Origin of the sequence: Zhongshania marina, from assembly GCF_002915595.1 — a bacterium.
Lineage (GTDB): Bacteria > Pseudomonadota > Gammaproteobacteria > Pseudomonadales > Spongiibacteraceae > Spongiibacter > Spongiibacter marinus_B.
This window is the reverse complement of the sequence record NZ_PQGG01000007.1, coordinates 298835-324111: the sequence shown is the minus strand read 5'-3', so window position 1 is coordinate 324111 and position 25277 is coordinate 298835. Positions and strand designations below refer to the sequence as shown.

The following is a 25277-nucleotide window of genomic DNA, read 5'->3' as shown; positions in this document are numbered from 1 at the left end:
GCATGTCGGCAGAGAATATTGCTGATTTTGATTTAGTCATAGTCGGCGCCGGTTTGGCTGGTGCGGCACTGGCCTTGGCGGTGGCAGATTTGCCGCTAAAAGTTGCCTTAGTTGAAGCGCAGGCGGTTCGCGAAGGCTGGCCGCAAATTGAAGAAAGCGTATTTGATTATGATGCCAGGGTTAGCGCGCTTACCGACGCTTCTCGCGGGTTTTTAGATGAGATTGGTGCCTGGTCTGACATCGCCAGCCGCCGCGCCTGCGCCTATACCGATATGGAAGTGTGGGACGGCGAAGGCACTGGACGTATTCATTTTTCCGCCAGCGAAGTGCGGCGCTCGGCACTCGGTCATATTGTTGAAAATCGATTAATCAATGCATCTTTGATTAATAATCTGCGGGAAAATGCGCGGGTAAAATGCTTTTTTGGAAATCCGGTTGAAACCATGAGCCGGCAACAGGCGGGGATTAGTTTACATTTAGCCGGTGGCAGAGTGGTGCGCAGTCCGCTGGTGGTTGCCGCCGACGGCGCCAATTCTAAAATTCGCGAGTGGGCTGGCTTTGTTACACGGGAGTGGGATTATCATCATCACGCTATCGTTGCCACGGTCGAGACCGAGCTTCCCCACAGCAACACCGCGTGGCAGCGCTTCTTACCGGAAGGCCCGCTGGCATTTTTGCCGCTGCCAGATACCGCTGCTGAACAGCGTTATTGTTCTATTGTATGGTCAGCTAAACCGGACATCGCAGAGCACTTAATGTCACTTGACGATGATGACTTTTGCCGCGAGCTGGCCGCTAAGTTTGAGCACCGCTTAGGCCGAGTGCTGGCCGCGAGTCGCCGCTTTAGTTTTCCTCTTAGGCAGCGTCACGCGGCGGACTACGTTAGTGACGGTGTGGTATTGCTGGGTGATGCGGCGCACACTATTCATCCGCTGGCGGGGCAAGGCATCAATCTTGGTTTTCAGGATGCGGCGGTCTTTGCGCAGGAGTGTCGCCGTGCCTGCGAGCGCGGTGTGCCATTGTTTGACGCCTCGGTGCTGAACCGTTATCAGCGTCGGCGCAAAGGCGGCAATTTGGCGATGATGGCAATGATGGAGGGATTCCAGCATTTGTTTGAAACGCCGGTCATGCCTCTGCGCTTATTGCGCAATACCGGCATGCGTTGGTTGGATTCGGCGCTGCCGTTGAAGCGTCAGATTATTGCCAAGGCAATGGGCTTGTCGGACAAACCCTAGTTTTAAATCCGGCGATGAGCAGGGCTGAATTGCGTCGCCATTAACATTCATTACAGAATAAATCGTGGAATTCATTGAGAAGTTTAATGATAATAATTATCATCTACGCCCGATTTTCTTGTAAGAGGCTTGGATGATGCGAAATATCGCGCTGATCGTAGTAGCAACCCTAGTTCTAGCTGCCTGTGGTAATAGTGAGCCACCTGCCGCCAAGGGCCCAGAATTAGTGATTTATAGCTCGCGGATAGAGCAGCTGATTAAACCTATCTTCGACGACTTTACCAAGGAAACTGGTATTAACATTCGCTACGTCACCGACGAGGCGGGGCCGTTATTGGCGCGTCTAAAGGCTGAGGGCGAGAACTCCCCCGCGGATATGTTAATTACTGTAGATGCGGGGAATCTGTGGCATGCCGCAGAAATGGGTGTTTTACAGCCCGTGCAGTCAGAGGTATTAACAAATAATATTCCGCCAGCCTTGCGCGATGAGCAGGGGCGTTGGTACGGGGTTTCCATTCGCGCCCGTACCATTATTTATTCTACTGAGCGGGTTAAGCCCGAGGAGCTGGCGGGTTACGAAGATTTGGCCGACCCAAAATGGAATGGTCGCCTGTGTTTGCGCACCTCCAAAAAAGTGTATAACCAATCGCTGGTTGCCAGCATGATTGTTGCTCTTGGCGCGGACAAAGCCGAAGAGACTGTGGGTGCTTGGGTAAATAATTTGGCGGTGGCGCCGTTTGCCAACGACAATAAAGTGGTTGAAGCGATTGACGCTGGGCAGTGCGATGTCGGTTTGGTGAACACCTATTATTTGGCCCGTATGCTGGCCGATAATCCTGATTTGCCGGTGGGTTTGTTCTGGGCTAACCAAGCAGGCGAGGGTGTTGCTGCTCGCGGTACCCATGTGAATGTGTCTGGCGCCGGTATAACCAAGGCCAGCAAGCATAAGGAAGATGCTCTGCGCTTATTGGAATGGTTGTCTGGTCCCTCGGCGCAATACGATTTTGCGCACTTGAATCAGGAGTATCCTGTGAACGATAAAACCGCGCCGTCTGAACTGATTGAGCAGTGGGGCAGTTTTAAGGCTGATACCATGCCCCTCAGCGAAGCCGGTCGTCTGCAGGGCGACGCAATTCGCATAATGGACAGACAGGGATATCGCTGAGTGCCAGTTGCGCCATCTTCAGTAACCGCGTTTTCACAGACGCCTGCAGCGCCGCGCCGATCAAGCGCGGCGTTGTGGTTTTTGCGTGTAATTGGTGTGGCTGCGGTGCTGGCGGTGATGGCGCCGATCTTGGTGGTAGTGCTGAGCTGGAGTTCTTCGCAAACCGAGGTTTGGCAGCATTTAATCGCGACCCAACTTGGAAGTTTATTATTTAATACCCTGTTGTTGTTGGCGGGGGTGGGCTTGCTGGTCAGCATTTTGGGCATTGGTTTGGCTTGGTTTACGGTGATGTGCGAGTTTCCCGGCCGAGCATGGTTCGAGTGGCTATTGATGCTGCCGATGGCGGTGCCCGCTTACGTAATGGCCTTTGTTATTCTCGGGGTGTTTGATTTTGGCGGCCCGCTACAGAGCTTTTTAAGGCTGCAGTTTGGTCAGCAGTACGGCAGCATGGATGTTCGCAATGCCGCCACGGTGATTGTGGTGTTTGCCTTAGTTTTATACCCCTATGTTTATATGCTGGCGCGCAGTGCTTTCCTTTCTCAAAGCAGTGATACCACCGAAGCTGCGCGCGTTTTGGGCTGTAATCCTTGGCAGGCATTTTATCGCGTTGCGCTGCCAATGGCGCGCCCCGCTATTGTTGCCGGCGTGAGCTTGGCGATGATGGAAACCCTCGCCGACTTTGGTACCGTGGCGGTGTTTAATTACGACACCTTTACCACGGCAATTTATAAAGCGTGGTTTGGCTTTTTCAATATTCAGGCGGCGGCGCAGCTTGCTTCAATATTGCTGTTGTTTGTTGCCTTAACCTTGTTTGCCGAGCGGCGCTCGCGCGGTGGTCGTCGCTTTGTTCAGGGCAGCCGTTTACAGCATCGCTACCGATTTCCAGTCACGCCCGTTAAAGCCTGGGCAATGACTGCTGCCTGCAGTTCTGTGCTGGCAGTGGCCTTTGTATTGCCCGTGTTACAGCTGATGTTGTGGGCGATCGATGAAGGCGCGGTGCAATTAAACACTCGTTTTTTTGAGCTAGTGCAGCACACCGTGATACTGGCGGGGCTTGCGGCCTTGATTACGGTATTTTTGGCGCTGGTTTTGGCTTTTAATCGACGCCAAGTAAAGCGCGGTGGTTTTTTTAATATGGCTCAGTTGGGCTACGCACTGCCAGGCTCGGTATTGGCGGTGGGGATTATGCTGTCGTTTACCTTTATTGATAATCAGGTATTTATCCCTCTGCAGCGAGTGCTTGGTATGTCACCGGTGCCGATCTTGGTGGGATCAATTGCCACCCTGTTGGCAGCGTATTGGATTCGATTTTTGGCCGTGGCGACGGGGCCTTTGGAGTCGTCTCTTGAGCGTATTCGCCCAAGTCTGCCTGAAGCGGCGCGCACCCTCGGCGCCAACGGTGGCGAATTAGTGCGGCGGATATATTTGCCCATGCTGCGCCCAGGGTTGCTCACCGCGATGGTCTTGGTTTTTGTCGACGTTATGAAAGAGATGCCAGCCACTTTGCTGCTTCGCCCCTATGGTTGGGATACCTTGGCGGTGCGGATTTATGAGATGACGGCAGAGGGGCAGTGGCAGCTTGCGGCCCTGCCTGCACTGGCCTTGGTGGCGGCGGGATTAATTCCAGTGATAATCAGTATCCGCCGCAGCAGTCATTGAGCACTTTGTATTTGTTGGCAGCGGCGTTAAAATGCGCACATCTAACGTATCGTCAGTAGAGGACGGCCTTAAATGAGCAATACCCCCAGCGAATTAAAATACGCCAGCAGCCACGAGTGGGCGCGCCTTGAGTCAGACGGCACGGTTACAGTTGGTATCAGTTACCACGCACAGAATGCCCTAGGTGATGTGGTGTTTATCGAATTACCGGAAGTCGGCGCCGAGTATTCTCAAGGTGACGAAGCTGCGGTGGTCGAGTCGGTAAAAGCAGCTTCAGATATTTATGCGCCGGTTTCGGGCGAAATTATTGAAGTGAATGAGGCTTTAGATGAAAGCCCAGAAACGGTAAATGAATACCCATACAGCGACGGTTGGTTTTTCCGTATGCAGCCCTCTGATTTGAGTGAGCTGGATAATTTGCTAGATGCGGAAGCCTACGACGAGCAGTGCGACGAGTAATTTTATTTATAGGTTTTAATAGGAGCCCGGCATCGACCGGGCTTTTTTATGCGCTGGGGAACGCCTAGTCTCTAAGGCTGATGACCGGCCAGCCAGCTGCAATTGCATGCGCTTTTAGGGTGTCGTCGGGGTCGACGGCGATAGCGTGGTCGACAATTTTAAGCAGCGGCAGGTCGTTGTGGGAGTCGCTGTAAAAGTAGCTGCCGCTCAGCGAGTGGCCGGTTTCCTCAAGCCAATTGTTTAGGCGGGTGACCTTGCCTTCTTGAAAGCAGGGAATACCACCGGGCTTGCCGGTGTAGCGCCCATTGACGACTTCGCCCTCGCTGGCAAGAATGGTGTTTACGCCTAATGCCTCTGCAATCGGTCTGGTGACGAAACTATTGGTGGCGGTAATTATCATAACAAAGTCGCCCGCGTCGCGATGTTGCTGTAATAGCGCATCGGCCTTTGGCAGCCGCAGCGGGGCGATGTATTCCGCCATGAAATCTGCGTGTAAGGTACTGAGTTCTGCTTGCGTATATTGGCTGAGAGGGCTCAGGGCAAAGCGAAGATAGGCGTCAATATCAAGGCCGCCCTGTTGGTATTGGCGATAGAACTCGTCATTTTGGGTTTTGAATACCTTGCTGTCGACGATGCCTTTGGCGACTAAAAATTCACCCCATGCGTGATCACTGTCACCGCCAAGCAGGGTGTTGTCTAGGTCAAAAATGGCAAGGGCCATATAAGGTCTCCAAAAGCGGGCTTGTTGAGGCGGCATAGCATAGCGTTTGCCAGCCGCATTTTCATCTTTCTGCAGCGTTGTTGGTAGAGTGAATTCCCAGGGTCGGGAATTTGTGGAACAATAGAAAATGGAAATAAAATCAAAACAATAGGTGATGTAGTGATTGACTCGGATGGATTTCGTCCCAACGTTGGCATCGTGCTTGCAAATGAGCAAGGGCAGGTGTTGTGGGCGCGCCGTGTTGGTCAGAGTGCTTGGCAGTTTCCCCAGGGTGGGATTCATGAAGGCGAATCGCCAGAGGCGGCTTTGTATCGCGAGCTGTATGAAGAAGTCGGTTTGCGAGAGAGTGATGTCGAATTACTGGCTTGTACCCGTGGCTGGCTGCGTTATCGTCTACCCCAACGATTGATTCGTCGAGACAACAAGCCACTGTGTATCGGCCAGAAGCAAAAATGGTTTTTGCTGCAAATGAAGGCTGACGACAACAAGGTCAGTTTTCATTGTGGCGATAAGGCTGAGTTTGATCACTGGCAGTGGGTGAGCTACTGGTACCCGCTAGGTCAGGTAGTGGCGTTTAAGCGCGAAGTTTATCGGCGCGCTATGAAGGAATTGGCCCCGCGACATGCCCGTTTGGTGAAAGATGCCATGAGTGGTGAACTGCTATGATGTTGGAAGCGCTGCGGAGTATCGTTCAAGCGGTAAATGCTGCGGGCAATTTGCAGGCGGCGCTCGATATTATTGTTAGTCGTATCGCCGAGGTAATGGGCACCGAAGTGTGCACGGTGTACTTGCGCGATCCTGAATCTGGCCGCTTGATCTTTATGGCCAACCAAGGTTTGAACCCCGATTTGATCGGCAAGATCAGTCTAGGCCCTGACGAGGGCTTGGTTGGTCAGGTAGCAAGGCGGGAAGAGCCGGTAAACTTAGATCACGCCGAAAAACACCCCAATTTCTTATACCTGCCAGGCATTGGCGAAGAGCAATACCACTCCTTTTTGGGGGCGCCGATTATCCACCAGCGCACCGTTATGGGGGTTTTGGTTGTTCAGCAAAAAGATAGCCGCCGTTTCGACGAGGACGAAGAAGCCTTTCTGGTAACGATGTCTGCGCAGTTGGCGGGGGTTATTGCCCACGCTCGGGCGACAGGATCTATTTCTACTGCTCAGAACGCGGTTGGCGCAACGGCATCATTTAAAGGTATAGCTGGTGCGACGGGGGTGGCTATTGGTCGTGCAGTTGTGGTGGCGCCCATTGCCGAATTGCACTCCGTGCCGCGACGGCAGAGTGATGATCCGCAGCTTGAGTTGCAGGCATTTCAATCCGCATTAAGTGCAGTGCGAGCGGATATTCACGCCCTCAGTGAAAAGCTATTTAAGCAATTGCCCGCAGATGAGCACGCGCTGTTTGATGTTTATTTGCGAATTATTGACGACGGCACGTGGGCGGCTGAGGTCGTTAAAAAAATAAATGAAGGTGAATGGGCGCAGGGCGCGTTGAGCCAAGTGATGTCCAGTCACATCCGCACCTTTGAAATGATGGAAGATGCCTATTTCAAAGAGCGTGCAACCGATATTAAAGACCTTGGTCGCCGTGTGCTGGCCTATTTGCAAACCAGCGAAGTTGAGCCGGCAGAATACCCAGAGAAAACCATTTTAGTCGGCGAAGAGCTGACCGCTTCCATGTTGGGTGAAGTGCCCCGCGAAAAGCTGGTGGGCATGGTGTCGGTGCGGGGCTCGAGCAACTCCCATGTTGCTATCTTGGCGCGGGCGATGGGTATACCCACCGTGATGGGGGCTGCCGATTTACCGTATACCCAAATTGAAAATGCCAATCTTATTGTGGACGGCTATTCGGGCTATGTTCACTACAACCCCTCTGCGGAAGTGTATGAACATTTCCGTTCGGTGTCGGAAGAAGATCAGGTTCTGACCCAGGGCTTGGAGGCGCTGCGTGATCTACCTAGCGAGACCTTGGATGGCCATCGTATGCCGCTGTGGGTCAATACGGGTTTGATGGCAGATGTCGCACGCTCTTTAGACCGCGGCGCGGAAGGCGTTGGTCTTTATAGAACGGAAATTCCATTTCTTTTACGCGAGCGTTTTCCTAGTGAAGAGGAACAGAGGGCGATCTACCGTGAGCAATTAATTGCCTTTGCGCCTTTGCCGGTCACTATGCGTACCCTTGATATTGGTGGAGACAAGGCTCTGCCGTATTTCCCCATCGAAGAGGAAAACCCCTTCTTAGGTTGGCGCGGGATACGTGTCACCTTAGATCATCCAGAGATATTCCTTGTTCAGGTCAGAGCGATGCTCAAGGCCAGTGAAGGCCTGAATAATCTGCGCATTATGCTACCAATGATCAGTAATGTGCAGGAAGTGGATGAGGCGCTTGAGCTTGTGCGACGAGCCTACGATGAGCTAATTGAAGATGGCTGGGATATTACTCTGCCGCCAATTGGGGTGATGGTCGAAGTGCCCGCAGCGGTGTATCAGGCGCGGCAATTGGCAAGGCGGGTTGATTTTCTGTCGGTGGGCTCGAATGATTTAACTCAGTATTTGCTGGCGGTTGATCGCAATAATACGCGGGTTGCTGATCTGTATCACGCCTATCACCCCGCTGTATTAAATAGTCTGCGGCAGGTGGTAGATGCTGCGCACGCCGAGGGCAAGCCGGTAGGGATTTGCGGTGAATTGGCGGGTGATCCGGCAGCGGTATTGTTGCTGATGGCGATGGGCTACGACATGTTGTCGATGAATGATAATAGCCTGCTCAGGGTTAAGGCGGTTATTCGCAGTTGTCGCTTTGACGAGCTGCAATCCTTGCTAGATCATTCCATGCAGGTCGATACAGCAGATGAAGTGAAATCGCTGCTTCGTAAAATGATGATCGATATCGGCATGGAGCGCCTGCTTCAACCCATAGGCGCTTAAGTTTTATTGCTGCTTCTCTTCCGCAAAATTAAAGTGTTGAAGCGCTTCTTCCTGAGTTGGGGAGGTGGCGTAGCGTTTTTCCCAGAAGTCCCACTGCCCAGTTTTACTGGCGCTAACTACGCTGCTAGAGCGTGTGCCGTATTCGTTAAAACTGACGAAACGACATGACAGCGCGCGATATATGTCTTCCTCTGCGTCCATTGTTGGTTTTGTATCTTGCAGCATATTTAAAAGGTCTTGATGGCTCGGTTTTTCTGCCATCACGACTTTCATATCCTGGTAGCCTTTTTGGGTTTTAGCGTTTTTTTCGCTGAGTGGAATATTGCCGATAGCGTGAATTCCGGCAGCTAAAGTGCGCCAGCCGGCTTCGATGTTGTTGGTATAGCAGAGTTTGTCGCCATCGCTGGCGATAAAATTAAAGGGGCGGTATTGGCTTTTTTCTGGCTCTAGTCCTTCACAGAAATCTTGGCTGGTTTCGGCGCTCAACAGAAAGTCTTTCACTAGGTCGCCGCGACTGCGGTCCCCGCTGGCCTCTACCTCTCTTAGATTGGTGACCGCCGCAAAGCGGCCATTGCGGCTTATTCCGAGCCAGCTGCCGCCAAACTCTAAGTCTCTGCCTGCTAGGATTTGCGGGTGCTCTGGCCAGAAATCTGCAGCGAGGGTGGGGCGCTGAAAAAATTCGTCGCGATTGGCGGCAACCGTCAGGATTTGTTCTGGGTCATTTTGCCAGCTCAATAATATCAGGCACATTTGTCCATTCGCTGTTGTTTGTAGATTTTGGCCGTCATAATAGCAGCTTTGCTGGAGACTTCCGCGGCATGATTTTGCTAGTTTACTTGGCCGTTGGCGCTGTTGCGGGCTTGTCCGCAGGTTTGTTCGGTGTCGGTGGTGGGCTGGTGATTGTACCTGCGTTAGTTGCTTGCTTTGGCTTTTTGGCGGTGGCGCAGGAGGTTGCCATGCAACTGGCGGTGGGGACATCGCTGGCGACGATTGTGGTGACGTCGGTCAGTTCGGTTCGTGCACATCATCAACTTGCTAATATTGATTGGCCTTGCTGGAGAATATTGGCGCCTGGGATTGGCTTTGGCGTTGTGTGTGGGGTGGCAACGGCAGTGGCACTTCCTGGGCAGATATTAAAGCTAGCCTTTGGCGTGTTTAGTATAATTATCGCCGCGTATATGGGCTTGGGGTCTGTGCCTGCCGCATCGCGTCAGCTGCCAAATGCATTTGGTTTAACGTCGGTTGGTGTCGTTATTGGGTATTTTTCGGCGATGTTTGGTATTGGCGGCGGTTCTTTAACCGTGCCGTATTTGAGCTGGTGTAATGTGCGGATGCAGGCGGCGGTGGCTACGTCGGCGGCCTGTGGTTTGCCTATCGCTGTGGTCGGTGCGGCGAGTAATATGGTCGCTGGCTTTGGTCATCAGGATTTACCTGCGTATAGTTTTGGCTTTATATACCTGCCGGCCTTTATTGGAATTGTTTTGCTGAGTGCGCCCTTTGCAAAGTTGGGGGCGCTGTTGGCGCAGCGTCTATCGGCGCGGCGTTTAAAACAGTGTTTTGCCATGTTTTTGCTTGTGGTGGGTAGTCAATTTATTTGGGGAGCGCTTTAAGGCATGTTGATACATCCAAACTTTGATCCGGTGGCGGTAGAAATAGGGCCGCTGGCGATACATTGGTATGGGCTAATGTATTTGGCGGGTTTTGCGGCGGCGTGGTTCATTGCCAAAAGTCGTACCAAGCAAGCGTGGAGCCCCCTGAATGAGGCGCAGGTTGAGGATTTGATTTTTTATGGCGCGGTGGGCGTCATCGTCGGTGGCCGATTTGGCTATGTTATTTTTTATAACTTCCCGCAGTTTTTGCAAGACCCGCTCTGGTTATTTAGGGTCTGGGAGGGGGGCATGGCCTTTCATGGTGGGCTGTTGGGGGTGGTGGTCGCCGTTGCTTTATATGCGCGTCGTATTAAGGTCCCCGTTTCGGCGCTGTGGGACTTTATCGCGCCCTTGGCGCCCATTGGTTTGGGCTTGGGGCGTATCGGTAATTTTATTGGGCAGGAGTTGTGGGGGCGTCCAACCGACCAGCCTTGGGGAATGTTGTTTCCCAGAGACCCTTTGCAATTAGCTCGTCATCCGTCGCAGTTGTACCAGTTTGCGCTTGAGGGCGTGCTGCTCTTTATTATCATTTTCTGGTTTACCCGCAAACAGCGACCGCCCTATGCGGCGGGCTCCCTGTTTTTACTTTGCTATGGTTGCTTCCGCTTCTTGGTGGAGTTTGTTCGTGAGCCAGATAGCCATATCGGCTTCGAGATGCTGGGCTGGATGACGCGTGGTCAGGAGTTGTCATTGCCAATGATTTTGCTTGGTGGTGGATTGCTAATTTGGACTTACTCGCGCTCAGCCGCAAAAGGTGGAAAATAATATGCAGCAGTATTTAGATTTATTGCGAGATGTGCGAGATAACGGCACTGATAAAGGCGATCGCACGGGGGTGGGTACCCGTTCAGTATTTGGGCGACAATTACGCTTTGACTTGAGTAAGGGCTTTCCCTTGCTGACGACTAAGAAGGTGCATTTGCGCAGTATTATCAATGAGTTAATTTGGTTTTTAGAGGGCAGCTGTGACAATAATTGGCTGCGTGAGCGCGGAGTTACCATTTGGGATGAGTGGGCATTAGAAAACGGTGATCTCGGCCCTATTTATGGTAAGCAGTGGCGCAGCTGGGCGTGCCCAGATGGCTCTACCATCGACCAAATTAGTGAAGTGGTGGATATGATTCGCCGCAAGCCGGATTCGCGCCGCTTATTGGTCAATGCTTGGAACCCTGCCGATTTGCCAGATGAGTCGCTTAGTCCGCAAGAGAATGCGCGGCGTGGAAAAGCGGCCCTGCCACCTTGTCATACCCTGTTCCAGTTTTATGTTGCAGAGGGTCGTTTGTCCTGCCAGCTATACCAGCGCAGCGCGGATCTGTTTTTGGGCGTGCCCTTCAACATCGCGAGCTATGCGCTGCTAACCCACATGATTGCCCAGCAGTGCGACCTGGATGTGGGTGATTTTGTGCATACCTTTGGCGATTGTCATCTTTATCAGAACCATTTGACTGATGATATTGTTGAGGAGCAGTTGCGCCGCCAGCCGCGGGCTTTACCTGCGTTGAGAATAAAACGGCGACCAGCGTCTATTTTTGATTACACCGCAGATGATTTTGAGTTTGAGGGCTATGATCCTCATCCCCCAATTAAGGCGCCGATAGCGATATAAGCCGAGGAGAGAGAGTGGTAACAGTTTCACTTATTGTGGCGATGGCGAAAAACCGAGTCATCGGCGTGAATAACCAATTGCCTTGGCATTTGCCGGCGGATTTAAAGCACTTTAAAGCGACAACGATGGCTAAGCCAATTGTGATGGGGCGTAAGACATGGGAGTCGATTGGGCGGCCGCTACCGGGGCGATTTAATATCGTTATTAGCCGGCAGTCAGGCTATGCCGCTGAGGGCGCTGCGGTGGTGTCCGATTTGGCTAGTGCGCTGACGCTGGCCCGCCAAGAGGCGGGTTCTTCGGGGCTTGATGAGGTGTGTGTGATTGGCGGAGAGGCCATCTACCGGCAGGCCCTTGATGAGGTCACAAAAATGTATATTACGGAAGTTGACCTTGAACCCGATGGTGACGCTTGGTTTCCGGAAATTGAACTAAATGACTGGAATGAGGTCTCGCGGGAGTGTTACCCAGTAACATCTGACAAAAGCCCTGCTTATTGCTTTGTGACTTTGCAGCGAGTATGACGGAATAAGTTGTTTCTTTTGGTGCTCACTCGCGAGTGATGTTTTCACTGTCTTGAATATCTGCGCTTATTGAGCGTTACTTAAATAAGTATTTTTGTTACTTACTTTCACGAAAATGTAACCCTTCAACACATAAAATTAGCAAGGAATTTTATATTACGAAACATTTAGTTTTGTCGTTGATTCTTACGTTTGCACATGATTAAAATAAGTCCCGCTGTATGAAAGCACGGTCTTACGACTGGCCGTACGGCTGATAGAAGATAATAAGCTCTGCTTTCACTAAACGTCCCAAATAGGAAAAGCAATTCCCATGAAAACGCAACGATTGAAAACAATCGCGCTGGCGGTCAGTGTGGCTGTTGGTATGCTGGCTGGATCGCCGGCCTATTCAGCCGATACGACTGCTGGGCAAGACGCCGCAGCGCAACCTCCAGCCAAACCATTGATCCCAGTTAGCAAGGTTCTTGATGTTGGTATCAAAAGAACTAAAGCAGCAAAGCAATCTCAAGTTAAAGTTGATCGCTTAGCAGCAGAAACGGGTGATTTATTACAAGACTACAAAACTGTGATGAAGCAAGTAGACGGTCTTCGCGTCTATAACGCTCGTCTAGAAAAGCAGATTGCCGGTCAGTTAAAGCGTATCGCTGGTCTGGGCAAGTCTGTTGATGAGGCGACTATCATTCAGCGCCAAATCACTCCGCTGTTGATTCGTATGATCGACGGTCTTGAGCAGTTTGTTGCTTTAGACGTGCCATTCCACAAAGAAGAGCGCGAAGAGCGTGTTGAATTCTTGCGCACCAACATGGATCGCTCGGATATCACCATCGCAGAGAAATTCCGCCAAGTTCTTGAAGCCTACAAAATCGAAAATGAGTACGGCCGTAAAATCGATAGCTACAAAGGTGTTGCTACGGTTGGTGGTTCAGATCGCGAAGTAAACTTCTTACGTATTGGTCGTATTGGTCTGATGTACCAAACAACTGATGGCGAACAGTCGGGCGCTTGGGATCAAGATCAGCGCAAGTGGGTTGAACTGGATTCTGGCGACTACCGCGGCGCGATCCAAAAGGGTCTGCGTATCGCTCGTAAACAAGCTTCTATCGATATCATGAAACTCCCGATTCCGGCTCCGGAGGCTGCTAAATAATGAAACGTAATCTATTAAAGGCTGCTGTGTTGGCTTTCAGCGGCGCGATTGCCGTTGCAGCTATGCCGGCGATGGCCGAAGACGCAAAATCGCTCGACGAATTGTTAAAGATGGTTGAGCAAGGGCGTATCTCTGAAATTCGTGAGAACAAAGAGCGTGAGCAGCGTTTTGCTGCTGCCCGTTACGACCAGCAAAAGACGCTTGACGAAGCTAAGCGCACCTTGGCTGCAGAAGAGAAGCGTTCTTCTGATCTAGAAAAAACCTTTGAAGAAAATGAAACAGTTATCGTTGAGAAACAACGTCAGCTGAAAGAGCGTTTGGGTACCCTGACAGAATTGTTTGGACACCTGACCTCTACCGCTGGTGATCTGCGTTCTAACTTCATGTCTTCTATCATCAGTGTTCAGTTCCCTAAGCGTGAGCAGTTCGTTGATGACTTGATCGCAAAAATGTCTGGTGCTGAAGAGCTGCCAAGCATCGAAGAGATTGAGCGTATTTGGTTCGAATTGCAGCGTGAAATGACTGAGTCAGGCCGTGTTGTTAAATTCAAAACTCCTGTGACCAGTGCTGGCGGCGAGAGCAGCGAGCAAGAAGTAGTACGTGTTGGTACCTTCAATATGGTTAACGCCGATGGCGAATATTTGCAGTACATCTCTGAAACTGGTGCACTTGCAGTATTGTCACGTCAGCCAAGCGGTCCATACATGGGCTGGGCTGAGGAATTGGCTTCAACTACTTCTGGTATGAGCGCATTTGGTGTTGACCCTACTGGTCCTACAGGTGGTTCTTACTTAGCGGCATTGATTGATAGCCCGACTCTTACTGAGCGTTGGCATCAAGGTGGCGTGGTAGGTTATGTTATTTCTGCCGTTGGTGTGCTGGCGATGTTAATTGCCTTCTGGCGCTTGGTTGTTCTGTCTATCGAAGACATGAAAGTTAACGCCCAGCTGAAAAGCACTAAAGCCAACACTAACAACAGCCTTGGCCGTGTGTTAAAAGTGCATGAAGATAACCCATCAATGGATTCAGAGACTCTTGAGCTGAAACTTTCAGAAGCTATTCTGAAAGAGACTCCACGTTTGGAGAACTCACTCAATCTGCTGAAAATTATTGCTGCGGTAGCACCTCTACTAGGTCTGCTCGGTACCGTAACCGGTATGATTATTACCTTCCAAGCAATTACTATCTTCGGTGCAGGTGATCCGAAAGCAATGGCTGGTGGTATCTCTGGTGCACTGGTAACGACTGTACTTGGTCTGGTGGTTGCGATCCCAACAGTTCTGCTGCACACCTTCGTGAGCGGTCGTGCCAAGAAAATTATCCATGTTCTTGACCAGCAAACTACGGGCATCATTGCCGAACACACGGAAGGTCACGCGGGGAACTAAGCGATGTACCTACTGAATGAATGGATCGAGATTATCCGTAGATTCATGGATGCAGGTGGCGACGTGCTTTGGGCCATCGCCGGCCTGACATTCCTGATGTGGACTCTCGCTCTGGAAAGACTTTGGTATTACAAATTTGGGCTGTCGAAAGACGTCGACGGTGCCATTGGCAGCTGGGAAAAACGCGCAGAGCGTAAATCTTGGAATGCCAAGCAAATTCGTGAAAAGTTGATATCTGAGGTATCACTTAAAATTAATGCGAGTTTGCCAATGATTCAAACAATGGTGGCGCTATGCCCACTATTGGGATTGTTGGGCACGGTTACCGGTATGATTGAAGTATTTAACATCATGGCGGTAACAGGTGGCGGCGATGCTAAATCGATGGCTGGCGGTGTTTCAAAAGCAACGATCCCGACTATGGCGGGTATGGTTGCCGCTTTGTCAGGGGTCTTTATCAATACTTATATTAAAAGTATTGCAGACCGTGAAGGCGAGCTTTTGGAAGACCATCTGACAACAGATCACTAAGAGAGCTAACATGAGAAGGAATAAAAGAGGCGGAACAGAGGATAATCCCTCTGAAATAGACTTGACGCCGATGCTCGACGTTGTGTTTATCATGTTGATCTTCTTTATTGTAACGGCGTCCTTTATTAAGGAAGCTGGTGTCGAGGTGAACCGCCCTGACGCGTCAACATCGAGTAAGAAAGAGAACGTTAATATTCTGATTGCTGTAACAGCAACCAATGAAATATGGATTGATAAGCGCCGGGTAGATAAGCGTGCTGTTCGCTCTGTTGTTGAGCGTATGCATGCGGAAAATCCAAAAGGTGCCGTGGTTATTCAGGCTGATAAAGCCTCGAATACCGAGACGGTTACTGCGGTTATCGACGCCAGCCGGTCGGCAGGTGTATACGATGTTTCATTGGCCACTGAAGACAGCTGATCAATATGAATATTCGACTATTAATAGGTGCTGCATTGGCATTTTTGGTGACGGCTACGCTGTTCATCATAATGCCGTACCTTATCGAGATAGCTGACAAGACGCTGGACGAAAAACCGCGTACGAAGCTGGCCGATATACAAATGCCAGACACCAAAATTGAAACAATGAAAGACAGCAAGCCCGATAAGCCGAAGCAGCCTGATGAGCCGCCACCGGATATGGAGCAACCTGAGATGGAAGACATCAATCCGAACTTGGATGTTGTCAATATGACTCCAACTCAGGCCGTCGATCTGACAAATACTGCCGGTGGGCTTTCAGCCTCTGACGGTGAGTACTTGCCAATCGTTAAAGTTGCCCCAATTTATCCGCGTCGCGCGCAAAGTCGTGGTGTCACTGGTTACTGTACGGTTGAGTACACTGTAACCAAAGCGGGTACTACTCGGGATATCGTTGCGGTGGATTGTGAGCCTTCCGGCTATTTCGAGCGGGCTTCAATTAAAGCGGCTGAGAAGTTTAAGTACAAACCGCGTGTGTCTGACGGCGAGCCTATTGAGGTGCCGGGCATACAAAACCGGTTCACTTATGAGTTGGAAAAATGATGTCTGATTATCACTTGAGCACTAAAACGTTGCGTCCAGTGTTGGTCAAGCTGGGTTGTTCTATCGCTCTCGGTGTAGCTACAGTGTTTGCCATGCCTCTTGTAAGTTCATCCTTACAGCCGTTACTTGGTGAGCAGAGCGTGGGCATTGCCCACGCCGCTGAGAAAGAAAAGCCCAAGCGCAGCACACGTAAAACGCCAGCTATCCGCGCCAAAATTTATGAAAAACTAAATGCAGCGCAGGAAGCGGCGGACGCTAAAAAGTACAACGAAGCCATCAAGCTACTCAATGATCTCCGTGATACAGAAGGACGGAACTCACTGAATAGCTATGAGCTTGCTAACCTCTACAATATGTATGCGTTTATATACTTTACTCAGGAAAAGTATCAATTAGCGCTAGATGCATATCGTAATGTTGTGAAGCAGCCGGATATTCCGGAAGCAATGGAGTTGAATACCAAGTACACCATTGCTCAGCTTTACTTCGTGAAAGAGGACTATAAAGGCGGTGTTTCTACATTGCTGGAGTGGTTTAAAGCTAAGCAAGCTCTAGGTGAAGATCCAGGTGCGGGTGCCTATGCACTTCTATCCCAGGGTTATTACCAGCTTAAAGATCTTGATCGCGCCTTAAAGTACATTGAAGTGGCTATTAATGATTACACTAGTCGTGGAAAGGTACCTAAAGAGCAGTGGTGGGGTTTACAGCGCTACTTGTACTACGAGAAAAATGATATCAAGCGTGTAACAGCGATTCTTGAAGAAACGCTTAAGCATTACCAGAAGAAAGCCTATTGGCTGCAGTTGTCCTCAATGTACAACGAGCTAAAAATGGATGATAAAGCGACTGCAGCAATGGAGACCGCTTACACCGAAGGTGTTCTGGATAATGATAAAGAGCTGATTAATATGGCTTATCTATTCCTGTCTCAGGAAGTGCCGTATAAAGCAGCTAAAGTGCTTGATAAAGCTATTAAGAAAGGCGATGTGCCTGCGACCTCTAAAAACCTTGAGCTACTTGGCAATGCTTGGCGTCAAGCTCAAGAGTTGAAGAAGGCAATTCCAGAAATGGAAAAAGCTGCAGCGAAATCCGATAAGGGTGAGTTGTGGTCGCGTTTGGGCAGTATCTACCTTGATAACGACGAATTCGATAAGGCGGAGAAAGCCATAGAGAATGCGTTCAAAAAAGGTGATATTAAACGTCCAGACAACGCCTACCTTGTGCTAGGAATGGCTCGCTTCAACCTTCAAGAATATGAAGGAGCGCGTAAAGCGTTTAAAGAAGCTGCTAAAAGTGAAAAGTCTGCAGCTTATGCTAAGCAGTGGATGGAGTTCATGGCAAAAGAGCTAGAGCGTCAAGAAGCATTAAAAGATGGCTAATTGAACATCTAAAGCGCAATCTATTAAGGCACCTTCGGGTGCCTTTTTTGTATTTGTATTGGACGGATGTGAATTCCATTCCTATAGTTATATTGCCAATTAGAAATTCGTTAGAGCAATAAAGTGTATGTGGTCTCGAGAAGTTTACGTGAAAGTAGCGCTACTGCTCGTGACAGTTATATTCTTGGCTGGCCCGCTATCTGCTAGTGAGTCACTTGATTCAGATAAGCCAGAAGCTGGTTTTTTCAGTCGCACCTTGTCTGGTGCAGAATCTACAAGAGATACATGGTCGGAGCGTTGGGTAGATTTCGCAGAAGGCGTCGATCATTACTTCAGCAAGGAAAATGCCCCCCCTGACTATAAAAACGAAAGCTATGTGAAGCTTCAGCTCAAGCAGACTTGGGAGGAGCGAGGTGATATTCAGACGGATGTCCGAGTAAAGGCAAAGTTCGATTTACCTAATACTCAGCGCAAAGCAAAACTGTTTTTTAGTAGTGATGAATACACCGAGAATTCATTAGAAGAGCGTGTAAGAAGTAATTCCACCGGTGAACGCTTTAGGCGTAAAGAGTCTGTCTCTGGTATCGAGATAACACCGGATGATGAGTGGAATAAGTGGAAACGCTCCGCCCGCCTCGGTATTAAGCTGCGGGCGCCGCTGGTTACCTTTGGGCGTTATCGCTTGCGAAGACCTATGGAAGCATGGGGTGAATGGCTGCCAGAGTTCACTCAAGAAATATGGTATTTCAGTGACCGCGGTTGGGGAGCAACGAGTGAGTTTGAAATACAACGCCCATTAAGTGAGCGCTTTCGGTTAAATTACTTAACCGTACTTGAATTCGAAGATCAGTATGATTTCTTTGAAAACGTACATGTGTTGTCATTGAATCAGAGCTTGTCTGATCGTTCTAAGCTGGAATACCGCGTCGGGGCGGTATTTTCGACCGAGTTTCGAACACAAATGACAGCGTATTTTGTTGGCACCAGTTACAGTTACAAATTGTATGAGGACTGGATTTTTCTGACGGCCAGCCCTGAGGTGTTCTTCCCAAAAGATGACGGTTGGAATGCCGAGGCTAGCTTTACAATTGCCCTAGATGTTTATTTCTCTGAGTAGCCTTAGTCTATTATTTCACCCTTAATCATCCCAGCTTCTACAAAACTTTGAAGAGAGATGCCCTTTTCGATTGAGAGGGGAATAAGGGTAGTTGGCGCGATGTGTGCTAGAAAGAGTAACGAGAGTTGCGGTGAGTAATGTTAGCGTTTGTTTGCTCTAGGCTACAGGCGCATTAGCAGAAGCTCTATATTGTCGCTGACTTGTAAAGCACATTGCCTATACTTGATCGCCGTGAATCATTTCAGTATGAATGAGTAGAATGAATCGCGTGCTTGGCGCAAAACGATATTTAAACGGATGTTGACATAAATGCGATATTCGCAGGAGAAGTAATGACAATTCGCGTGGCTATTCATCACAAGACCTACTATAGCTTTGATCGCTTAGTAAACCTGTCCCCGCATGTGATACGTCTGCGGCCTGCTCCCCACAGCCGAACGCCAATCCATAGTTACAGCATGAAAATTGTGCCGGAAACGCACTTTTTAAATTGGCAGCAGGACGCCTTCGGAAATTATCTTGCTCGGCTTGTATTCCCTGAAAAAACGGAAAAATTTTCGGTAGAGGTAGAAGTCCTCGCCGATATGACGGTTATTAATCCCTTTGATTTTTTTGTAGAGGAATACGCTGAAAAATTTCCGTTTTACTACAAAAAACAGCTAAAAAAAGAGCTTTCGCCGTATTTGGTTAAGGAGAAACAGGGCAAGTTATTTACTAAATTACTGAAATCTATATCGACCGAAAAGCGGCCAGTTAACGACTTTTTGGTTGAAGTGAATCAAATCCTTGAAAAGAGAATTGAGTATTGCCTTCGCTTTGAGCCTGGGGTGCAAGAGCCGGAAGAAACATTGCAATTAGCCAAAGGTTCTTGCCGGGATTCCGCATGGTTGGCTGTGCAATTGTTCCGGCATATGGGAATCGCAGCGCGATTTGCTTCGGGCTATTTGGTGCAATTGACCTCGGACGAAAAATCCTTGGACGGCCCGAGTGGTCCTGAGAAAGATTTTACAGATTTACATGCATGGTGTGAGGTTTATATTCCAGGAGCAGGCTGGATTGGCTTAGACCCGACATCGGGTTTATTTGCAAGTGAGGGACATATTCCGCTGGCGTGTACACCCGACCCAGTATCTGCAGCGCCAATAGAGGGTTTTACCGACGAGTGCGAGGTAGAGTTTGACTATTCCAATGTGGTTGAGCGGGTACATGAAGACCCACGAGTGACAAAGCCTTATAGCGACGATCAGTGGGCGGACATTTTATTACTCGGTGAACAGGTCGATAAAGATTTAATAAAGAACGATGTTCGGCTGACGATGGGGGGCGAGCCAACATTTGTATCCATTGACGATATGGAATCGCCCCAGTGGAACACCGATGCACTTGGTGCCGAGAAATTAAGTCTCGCTAAAACCCTATTGCTAAAACTGCGAAATCATTTCGCCCCTCAGGGCTTATTACATTATGGCCAGGGGAAGTGGTATCCGGGGGAGGAGGTGCCCCGCTGGGCGCTTGGTTTATTCTGGCGGAAAGACAATGAGCCTTTATGGCTAGACCCAGAACTACTGGCCAGAGTCGACAAGGATTACGGCCACAATTTAGTAACCTCAGAAAAATTCGCATTGAGCTTGGCAGCTAAATTGAGCTTGGCGCCGGACTACGTTCAAGCTGCATACGAAGACGCTTTGCACTATTTGTTGCAGGAACAAAAAATACCTAAAAATATCGATATTCTTGCCGCCAAAATCAGCGACGATCTCGGTCGTCGGCGTCTCGCTCGTTTACTCGAGCAGGGCTTTAAAGACCCCACTGGCTATATCATTCCGCTTGCCTGGGAGATTGTTGCGGGGGAGTGGCGAAGTAGTATTTGGAATGTAAAACGCGAGCGCCTTATTTTAACGCCCGGTGACTCCCCTATGGGTTTGCGCCTCCCCTTAGGCGATTTGCCTGAGTTAGAAGAGCCAGAAATTCAGCCAGATCGCGATCCGTTTGAAGAGCGCAGTCCGTTGCAGCCTCGGCAAGATATTCATTTCCCTGCAGAAGCTAAGCCGCCAACGCCGCAGCGTTTACAGAATGCATCTAAAACGGTGGCAGAAAAGCTTAAGTACCCACAGACACTAATTCGGACGGCAATGTGTATTGAGGCGCGAGGCGGAAAGCTGCATATATTTATGCCGCCCTTGCATAGTTTGGAAAACTATATCGAGCTGGTTGCTGCCATTGAAGAGACCGCCAAAGAGCAGGGCGTGCCGGTGATTTTGGAAGGGTATGAGCCGCCCCGTGACTCCCGTATGCAAAAGCTATTGGTGACCCCAGACCCAGGTGTCATTGAGGTCAATGTTCATCCTACTTCTAGCTGGAAGGAGCTGGTTGCTAACACTACCGAGCTGTATTCCGCAGCGCGAGAGTCACGCCTTGCCGCTGAGAAATTTATGTTAGACGGTCGCCACACCGGCACGGGTGGCGGTAATCATATTACGCTGGGTGGCGTGACGCCGAGTGATAGTCCGATCTTGCGACGCCCGGATCTACTGCGCAGTTTAGTGACTTTTTGGCAGCATCACCCGAGCTTGTCTTATATTTTTTCTAGTGCATTTATTGGGCCGACTAGTCAGGCCCCGCGGGCTGATGAAGGTCGTGATGAAATGATGTACGAAATGGAAATTGCATTCCAGCAAATGCCAGATGGGTTGGCAGATCAGCCTTGGCTGGTGGATAGGTTGATGCGTAATTTGCTTATCGATATTACCGGCAATACCCATCGCGCCGAGTTTTGTATTGACAAACTGTATGCACCAGGCAGTGCAACTGGTCGCTTAGGTTTATTGGAGTTTCGCGGTTTTGAAATGCCACCGCACAGTCGTATGTCGCTTGTGCAGGCACTTTTGATACGAACCTTGGTTGCTTATTTTTGGAATGAGCCCTACAAAAAGCCGCTGGTTCGCTGGGGTACGGCATTACACGACAAATTTATGCTGCCACATTATCTATGGCAAGACATGAAAGATGTTGTTGCGGTGCTCGAGCGTGCCGGCTATCCCTTTAAGGCCGAGTGGCTGCTTCCCTTTGAAGAGTTTCGCTTTCCGCACTATGGTCGCGTAAAGCTCGACGAGATTGAAATAGAGCTGCGTTGGGCGGTTGAGCCTTGGAATGTACTGGGCGAAGAAATCGGAAGCTTCGGTACGGCGCGATACGTTGATTCATCGGTAGAGCGTTTACAGGTAAAACTGACGGGCTTGACGGATAGTCGCTACGTACTGGCCTGTAATGGTCGTAGGGTGCCTTTGGCTAATACGGGGCGTCACGGTGAGTATGTGGCTGGTGTGCGCTATCGTGCTTGGGCGCCGCCATCTGCCCTGCATCCAACAATTGGTGTGCATACACCCTTGGTGTTTGACTTGATTGATACTTGGACGGGGCGCTCTGTAGGCGGTTGCAGTTATCACGTGTCGCACCCGGGCGGCCGAACGTATGAAACTTTCCCTGTAAATGCATTTGAGGCGGAGTCTCGCCGTGGGAATCGCTTTAGCACCGTGGCACATACGCCCGGACCGTACACGCCAAGGCCGGATTTAGATGCTGTGCGAGAGTTTTTCTCCGAGCCGCCGCGGCCTATGGCGCCACCGCCAGAGGAGTCCCTTGGGGAGTATCCGCATACGCTCGACTTGCGCCGCAAACCCAACTGGATTGGCTAGTGTTGCTTTAAAAAAGACCTGTTAGCGCTAACTAACAGGTCTTTTTTATCTTCTTAGGAGGTATGTCCTCCAGATGGACGACATTCTTGCCGCGTGAATTCACTTAAGATTAGCGAGTTAATCATCCTGAGAATAATAATATGCCGAATAAGCTCGATTACGTAAAAACGCGTCGCGAGGACGTCGACGAAATCCCATTGAAATGGCAAAGGCTTATTCAGCGGGTGATGAAGCACTACACTCGCTTTAATGTTTGGGTTTACAAAAAAAGTGGCGGTCGCCTGCTAAAGAACTTCCCCGGTGGCTACCCGATTTGCATTGTTGGAATGACCGGAAGAAAGAGCGGCGCGCGCCGTGAAATTGCCTTGATTCATCTGCCTTGGGGAGAAAACAAACTACTGGTTGCCTCGCAAGGGGGGATGGAAAAACATCCACAGTGGTATTTTAATATCGCGGCAACACCCGAGATTGATATTATGGTTCGCGGTGTGACGCAGTCGTATTTGGCCTGCCAAGCTAGCGATGAAGAGAAGCGCGAGCTGTGGCCGCACCTCTTAAGTTTGTATCCCGATTTTGATGAATACCAAGCGCGTACAGATCGCGATATTCCGGTATTTATCTGTAAGCCTCGGTAATTCCGTTCTATAAAATAATAAGGAATACAGCCATGTCGGATGCCTCTATCGCCGTATCACAGCAGCGCCGTTTAGCGCTGCATGGCGTTATCATTTTGTTTTTGGGTCTGCTATCGGGAATCGGTTTTTCTATTGCCGCGGCGACACAAGATATGAGCAGTCCTACTTATGGCGCTTGGCGATTTGCTCATATGGAAGGGCTGGCGAATGGTTTAGTCGTTTTGGCTGTGGCGGGAGTGTGGTTGCGCATTGACGTGGAGGCGCGGTTTATTAATGCGGCGCGAATTATTTTAGTATTGGGTTGCTACGCCAATATCATTGGTCCAATTATAAATGCTTTATTTATTGCTAAGCGGCTAATTGTGCCAGAAACCCCCTTAGAAGCCTTTGTGGTGTATGGCTTTTATATTCCCGGCACCCTACCCATTTTTTCCTTCGCTATTTTTATATTTAATTTATTCGGGCATCAGAAAAATAAAACATAAATTTAAAATTGAGTGCAATGAATCCCCTGCGGACTTTCTATGGTGCTTACACAGTCGTTGCAATGGGTGCAGCGGCTTATGAAATTGGCGTCTGCTTGCGCGCGGTTTGGAAGGTCGGGATCGCTAAGCAAGGTTCGGCCCAGCTGTATAAAATCAAAACCCTGCTCCATGAGTGTGGCAAAGCTTGCGTTACTGCTTGCGCCACCAACGTAGATCATCTTGCAGGACACCGCTTCGCGGATGCGTTTCGCCTGTTTTAAAAAATATAGCTCATGGTAGGGGTAATCTTTGAACATGGATTTTCCCATCATGCGCAATGCCAAGCGCATTACGCGACTTTTTTCTGTGCGTAACATGCCGGGCAATATATTGCCGCCACGGAACATAATCATGGGGTTCATTGTGCTGGTGCCACCGCTGGTGATAATGCCGTCTATACCGGCGCTATCTAATAGCTTGCTGATCTCAATAGCGTCATCGTAATGAAGGCCGCCGCGCACACCTTCGGTCATGCTGATTTTTGCCAGCAGTGGAAAGTCTTCGCCGACTGCATCGCGGACGGCGGCTAAGACTTGTAACGGAAGTCGCATGCGGTTTTCAAAACTGCCGCCGTAATTATCTTTACGCTTATTTGTTTTCGGGCTCATAAATTGGCAGAGGCCGTAGCCGTGACCAAAGTGAATTTCTAGGGCGTCAAAGCCTACCGACTTCATAAAAACTGCGGCTTGGTAATAATGTTGAATAAGCTCGTCGATATCGCTGAGGGTCATGGCGTCGCAAAACAACATGCCGCGAGATAAGCCTAGGCCGTTTAAGCCAAAACTTGGGCCTAGTGGTCGCCGACGCCGGAGTTCACTGTTCTTTGAAAATCCCCCGCAGTGTGCCATTTGTCCAGACACCTTGGTGCCACGGGAATGCAAATCAGAAATCAGCGCAGTGAGTTGCGGGCGGATGCCCTCATGCATATACATCATGCCTTCATTTAGGCGGCCATCCGCTTCCACGGCGCAGTAACCTAAGGTCGTCATCGCGATGCCGCCATCAGCTAAGGTGCCGTGGAAATTATTGAGTGCCGCGCCGGGTACACCGCTGGGGGTCATATTTTCGAAGGTGCCCGCCTTGATAAAGCGGTTTTTGAGCTGAAGACCGTTGATAGAGGCAGGAGAAAAACAATCCGCAATGCCGTGTTGGGTGCCGCTCATAAGCCCGTCCATTTTTATTATGTGTTGAATTCTCTCTATTGTTGTTGCGGCGAGGGGTGAATTGAATACTCAGTTCGGGCTAGTTGGTTTAAACGACGGGGTGTGACTCTGTGCTGTGTATTTAATTGTGAACGGAGATCAGGCGGTAATTAACGTGGCCGGCCTTTTTTTCTTTGTCGGTATGCCAATGGCTTGGCAGTAGCGGCAAGGCTTCGTCTGCTGCGGTTTCAATATAAATGAGCGTGTCATCGCCCAAGGATTTACCGGCTAAGGCTTCAATGATGGGTGTTAATAGCTGTTTGTGAAATGGTGGGTCGAGGAAAATAATGCTGTGTTTTATATCGTTAGCGGCGATATACGATTGTGCAGTTTGGCAGTGTACCGCTGCGGTATTGCACTTTAAGGTGGTGAGGTGATCACGTATTTGCCGGCATGTGGTGCTGTCGGTTTCGACGAAATCACAATGTGCGGCGTAGCGGGACAGCGCCTCAAGGCCAAGTGCTCCAGATCCTGCGAATAAATCTAGGCAGTGAGCTCCGTGAATGTGGGGACTAAGCCAGTTAAAGAGGGTTTCCCGAATCCGGTCGCTGGTGGGGCGCAGTCCCTCTGCGGCTTGAAAGTGCAGTTTTCTGCTGCGCCATTGGCCGCCGATGATTCTTAGCATGCCTTGGGCTGCTTTGTTGTCGCCTTGCGGTTTGCGCATGGGTATTCCGGTGCCAGTTACTCA

At 50.0% G+C, this 25277-nt stretch carries 24 protein-coding genes; 20 read left to right on the top strand and 4 right to left on the bottom strand.

What is annotated here, in order from left to right; translation table 11 throughout:
- Positions 1 to 2: 2 nt before the first annotated feature.
- The 4 genes from C0068_RS03490 (at position 3) to gcvH (ending at position 4518) form a co-directional block, all read left to right on the top strand.
- Positions 3 to 1235: a UbiH/UbiF/VisC/COQ6 family ubiquinone biosynthesis hydroxylase gene (locus tag C0068_RS03490; protein ID WP_103683099.1), complete on the top strand. Its 1233-nt coding sequence runs from the start codon at positions 3 to 5 to the stop codon at positions 1233 to 1235.
- Between the two features lie 133 nt (positions 1236 to 1368).
- Positions 1369 to 2400 (top strand): extracellular solute-binding protein, encoded by a 1032-nt coding sequence (locus C0068_RS03485; protein ID WP_233208722.1) that lies wholly within the window; start codon positions 1369 to 1371, stop codon positions 2398 to 2400.
- Positions 2401 to 4059 (top strand): ABC transporter permease, encoded by a 1659-nt coding sequence (locus C0068_RS03480; protein ID WP_103683098.1) that lies wholly within the window; start codon positions 2401 to 2403, stop codon positions 4057 to 4059.
- Positions 4060 to 4131: 72 nt separating this feature from the next.
- Positions 4132 to 4518 carry a glycine cleavage system protein GcvH gene (gcvH, locus tag C0068_RS03475; RefSeq protein ID WP_103683097.1) on the top strand — a complete coding sequence of 129 codons (387 nt, stop codon included), beginning with the start codon at positions 4132 to 4134 and terminating at the stop codon, positions 4516 to 4518.
- Between the two features lie 64 nt (positions 4519 to 4582).
- On the opposite strand, the gene C0068_RS03470 is transcribed toward gcvH, so the two are convergent.
- Entirely contained in the window at positions 4583 to 5239 is a 657-nt protein-coding gene (locus C0068_RS03470) for a histidinol-phosphatase (protein WP_103683096.1), read from the bottom strand.
- A gap of 159 nt (positions 5240 to 5398) precedes the next feature.
- On the opposite strand from C0068_RS03470, the gene rppH reads away from it, so the two are divergent.
- Both rppH and ptsP read left to right on the top strand, forming a co-directional pair.
- On the top strand, positions 5399 to 5905 hold the full coding sequence (gene rppH / locus C0068_RS03465; RefSeq protein ID WP_103683095.1) for an RNA pyrophosphohydrolase: 507 nt from the start codon (positions 5399 to 5401) through the stop codon (positions 5903 to 5905).
- Positions 5905 to 8169, top strand: a complete 2265-nt coding sequence (gene ptsP / locus C0068_RS03460; protein WP_103683147.1) for a phosphoenolpyruvate--protein phosphotransferase — start codon at positions 5905 to 5907, stop codon at positions 8167 to 8169. Before rppH ends, ptsP begins: the two co-directional genes overlap by 1 nt.
- 3 nt (positions 8170 to 8172) lie before the next feature.
- Here the strand turns inward: ptsP and C0068_RS03455 are convergent, their stop codons facing one another.
- Entirely contained in the window at positions 8173 to 8919 is a 747-nt protein-coding gene (locus C0068_RS03455) for an NRDE family protein (RefSeq protein ID WP_103683094.1), read from the bottom strand.
- Positions 8920 to 8987: 68 nt separating this feature from the next.
- On the opposite strand from C0068_RS03455, the gene C0068_RS03450 reads away from it, so the two are divergent.
- From C0068_RS03450 to C0068_RS03385, 14 genes are all read left to right on the top strand, one after another.
- The gene (locus C0068_RS03450; RefSeq protein WP_103683146.1) at positions 8988 to 9779 is read left to right on the top strand and encodes a sulfite exporter TauE/SafE family protein; all 792 of its coding nucleotides are present in this window, start codon (positions 8988 to 8990) and stop codon (positions 9777 to 9779) included.
- Positions 9780 to 9782: 3 nt separating this feature from the next.
- The gene (gene lgt / locus C0068_RS03445) at positions 9783 to 10583 is read left to right on the top strand and encodes a prolipoprotein diacylglyceryl transferase (protein ID WP_103683093.1); all 801 of its coding nucleotides are present in this window, start codon (positions 9783 to 9785) and stop codon (positions 10581 to 10583) included.
- 1 nt (position 10584) lies between these two features.
- Entirely contained in the window at positions 10585 to 11424 is an 840-nt protein-coding gene (locus tag C0068_RS03440; RefSeq protein WP_103683092.1) for a thymidylate synthase, read from the top strand.
- Positions 11425 to 11438: 14 nt separating this feature from the next.
- Positions 11439 to 11945 (top strand): dihydrofolate reductase, encoded by a 507-nt coding sequence (locus C0068_RS03435; protein WP_233208721.1) that lies wholly within the window; start codon positions 11439 to 11441, stop codon positions 11943 to 11945.
- 313 nt (positions 11946 to 12258) lie between these two features.
- Positions 12259 to 13095, top strand: coding sequence for a DUF3450 domain-containing protein (locus C0068_RS03430; RefSeq protein WP_103683091.1), 837 nt, complete (start codon positions 12259 to 12261; stop codon positions 13093 to 13095).
- A complete protein-coding gene (locus C0068_RS03425) occupies positions 13095 to 14483 on the top strand; it encodes a MotA/TolQ/ExbB proton channel family protein (protein ID WP_103683090.1) in 1389 nt (462 codons plus the stop codon). Before C0068_RS03430 ends, C0068_RS03425 begins: the two co-directional genes overlap by 1 nt.
- A gap of 3 nt (positions 14484 to 14486) precedes the next feature.
- On the top strand, positions 14487 to 15014 hold the full coding sequence (locus C0068_RS03420; protein ID WP_199176098.1) for a MotA/TolQ/ExbB proton channel family protein: 528 nt from the start codon (positions 14487 to 14489) through the stop codon (positions 15012 to 15014).
- A gap of 10 nt (positions 15015 to 15024) precedes the next feature.
- Positions 15025 to 15432 (top strand): ExbD/TolR family protein, encoded by a 408-nt coding sequence (locus tag C0068_RS03415; RefSeq protein ID WP_103683089.1) that lies wholly within the window; start codon positions 15025 to 15027, stop codon positions 15430 to 15432.
- A gap of 5 nt (positions 15433 to 15437) precedes the next feature.
- A complete protein-coding gene (locus C0068_RS03410) occupies positions 15438 to 16037 on the top strand; it encodes an energy transducer TonB (protein WP_103683088.1) in 600 nt (199 codons plus the stop codon).
- Positions 16034 to 17416 (top strand): tetratricopeptide repeat protein, encoded by a 1383-nt coding sequence (locus tag C0068_RS03405; RefSeq protein ID WP_233208720.1) that lies wholly within the window; start codon positions 16034 to 16036, stop codon positions 17414 to 17416. The genes C0068_RS03410 and C0068_RS03405 overlap by 4 nt, the downstream gene beginning before the upstream one ends.
- 148 nt (positions 17417 to 17564) lie before the next feature.
- Complete coding sequence (locus C0068_RS03400; RefSeq protein ID WP_146047834.1) at positions 17565 to 18533, top strand: hypothetical protein; 969 nt, start codon at positions 17565 to 17567, stop codon at positions 18531 to 18533.
- Between the two features lie 332 nt (positions 18534 to 18865).
- On the top strand, positions 18866 to 22228 hold the full coding sequence (locus tag C0068_RS03395) for a transglutaminase family protein (protein WP_103683085.1): 3363 nt from the start codon (positions 18866 to 18868) through the stop codon (positions 22226 to 22228).
- A 140-nt stretch (positions 22229 to 22368) separates the two neighbouring features.
- Entirely contained in the window at positions 22369 to 22863 is a 495-nt protein-coding gene (locus C0068_RS03390) for a nitroreductase family deazaflavin-dependent oxidoreductase (protein ID WP_103683084.1), read from the top strand.
- Positions 22864 to 22895: 32 nt separating this feature from the next.
- Positions 22896 to 23348, top strand: coding sequence for a styrene oxide isomerase (locus tag C0068_RS03385; RefSeq protein ID WP_103683083.1), 453 nt, complete (start codon positions 22896 to 22898; stop codon positions 23346 to 23348).
- A gap of 2 nt (positions 23349 to 23350) precedes the next feature.
- On the opposite strand, the gene C0068_RS03380 is transcribed toward C0068_RS03385, so the two are convergent.
- A complete protein-coding gene (locus C0068_RS03380; RefSeq protein ID WP_103683082.1) occupies positions 23351 to 24550 on the bottom strand; it encodes an NADH:flavin oxidoreductase in 1200 nt (399 codons plus the stop codon).
- Positions 24551 to 24671: 121 nt separating this feature from the next.
- Positions 24672 to 25253 (bottom strand): 16S rRNA (guanine(966)-N(2))-methyltransferase RsmD, encoded by a 582-nt coding sequence (rsmD, locus tag C0068_RS03375; protein WP_103683081.1) that lies wholly within the window; start codon positions 25251 to 25253, stop codon positions 24672 to 24674.
- Positions 25254 to 25277 lie beyond the last annotated feature (24 nt).

Bases quoted from the DNA above. Each gene is read 5' to 3' on its own strand.
- C0068_RS03490 (WP_103683099.1), top strand. From the start codon at position 3: ATGTCGGCAGAGAATATTGCTGATTTTGATTTAGTCATAGTCGGCGCC.
- C0068_RS03485 (WP_233208722.1), top strand. From the start codon at position 1,369: ATGATGCGAAATATCGCGCTGATCGTAGTAGCAACCCTAGTTCTAGCT.
- gcvH (WP_103683097.1), top strand. From the start codon at position 4,132: ATGAGCAATACCCCCAGCGAATTAAAATACGCCAGCAGCCACGAGTGG.
- C0068_RS03470 (WP_103683096.1), bottom strand. From the start codon at position 5,239: ATGGCCCTTGCCATTTTTGACCTAGACAACACCCTGCTTGGCGGTGAC.
- ptsP (WP_103683147.1), top strand. From the start codon at position 5,905: ATGTTGGAAGCGCTGCGGAGTATCGTTCAAGCGGTAAATGCTGCGGGC.
- C0068_RS03455 (WP_103683094.1), bottom strand. From the start codon at position 8,919: ATGTGCCTGATATTATTGAGCTGGCAAAATGACCCAGAACAAATCCTG.
- C0068_RS03450 (WP_103683146.1), top strand. From the start codon at position 8,988: ATGATTTTGCTAGTTTACTTGGCCGTTGGCGCTGTTGCGGGCTTGTCC.
- lgt (WP_103683093.1), top strand. From the start codon at position 9,783: ATGTTGATACATCCAAACTTTGATCCGGTGGCGGTAGAAATAGGGCCG.
- C0068_RS03440 (WP_103683092.1), top strand. From the start codon at position 10,585: ATGCAGCAGTATTTAGATTTATTGCGAGATGTGCGAGATAACGGCACT.
- C0068_RS03430 (WP_103683091.1), top strand. From the start codon at position 12,259: ATGAAAACGCAACGATTGAAAACAATCGCGCTGGCGGTCAGTGTGGCT.
- C0068_RS03425 (WP_103683090.1), top strand. From the start codon at position 13,095: ATGAAACGTAATCTATTAAAGGCTGCTGTGTTGGCTTTCAGCGGCGCG.
- C0068_RS03420 (WP_199176098.1), top strand. From the start codon at position 14,487: ATGTACCTACTGAATGAATGGATCGAGATTATCCGTAGATTCATGGAT.
- C0068_RS03415 (WP_103683089.1), top strand. From the start codon at position 15,025: ATGAGAAGGAATAAAAGAGGCGGAACAGAGGATAATCCCTCTGAAATA.
- C0068_RS03410 (WP_103683088.1), top strand. From the start codon at position 15,438: ATGAATATTCGACTATTAATAGGTGCTGCATTGGCATTTTTGGTGACG.
- C0068_RS03405 (WP_233208720.1), top strand. From the start codon at position 16,034: ATGATGTCTGATTATCACTTGAGCACTAAAACGTTGCGTCCAGTGTTG.
- C0068_RS03395 (WP_103683085.1), top strand. From the start codon at position 18,866: ATGACAATTCGCGTGGCTATTCATCACAAGACCTACTATAGCTTTGAT.
- C0068_RS03390 (WP_103683084.1), top strand. From the start codon at position 22,369: ATGCCGAATAAGCTCGATTACGTAAAAACGCGTCGCGAGGACGTCGAC.
- C0068_RS03385 (WP_103683083.1), top strand. From the start codon at position 22,896: ATGTCGGATGCCTCTATCGCCGTATCACAGCAGCGCCGTTTAGCGCTG.
- C0068_RS03380 (WP_103683082.1), bottom strand. From the start codon at position 24,550: ATGAGCGGCACCCAACACGGCATTGCGGATTGTTTTTCTCCTGCCTCT.
- rsmD (WP_103683081.1), bottom strand. From the start codon at position 25,253: ATGCGCAAACCGCAAGGCGACAACAAAGCAGCCCAAGGCATGCTAAGA.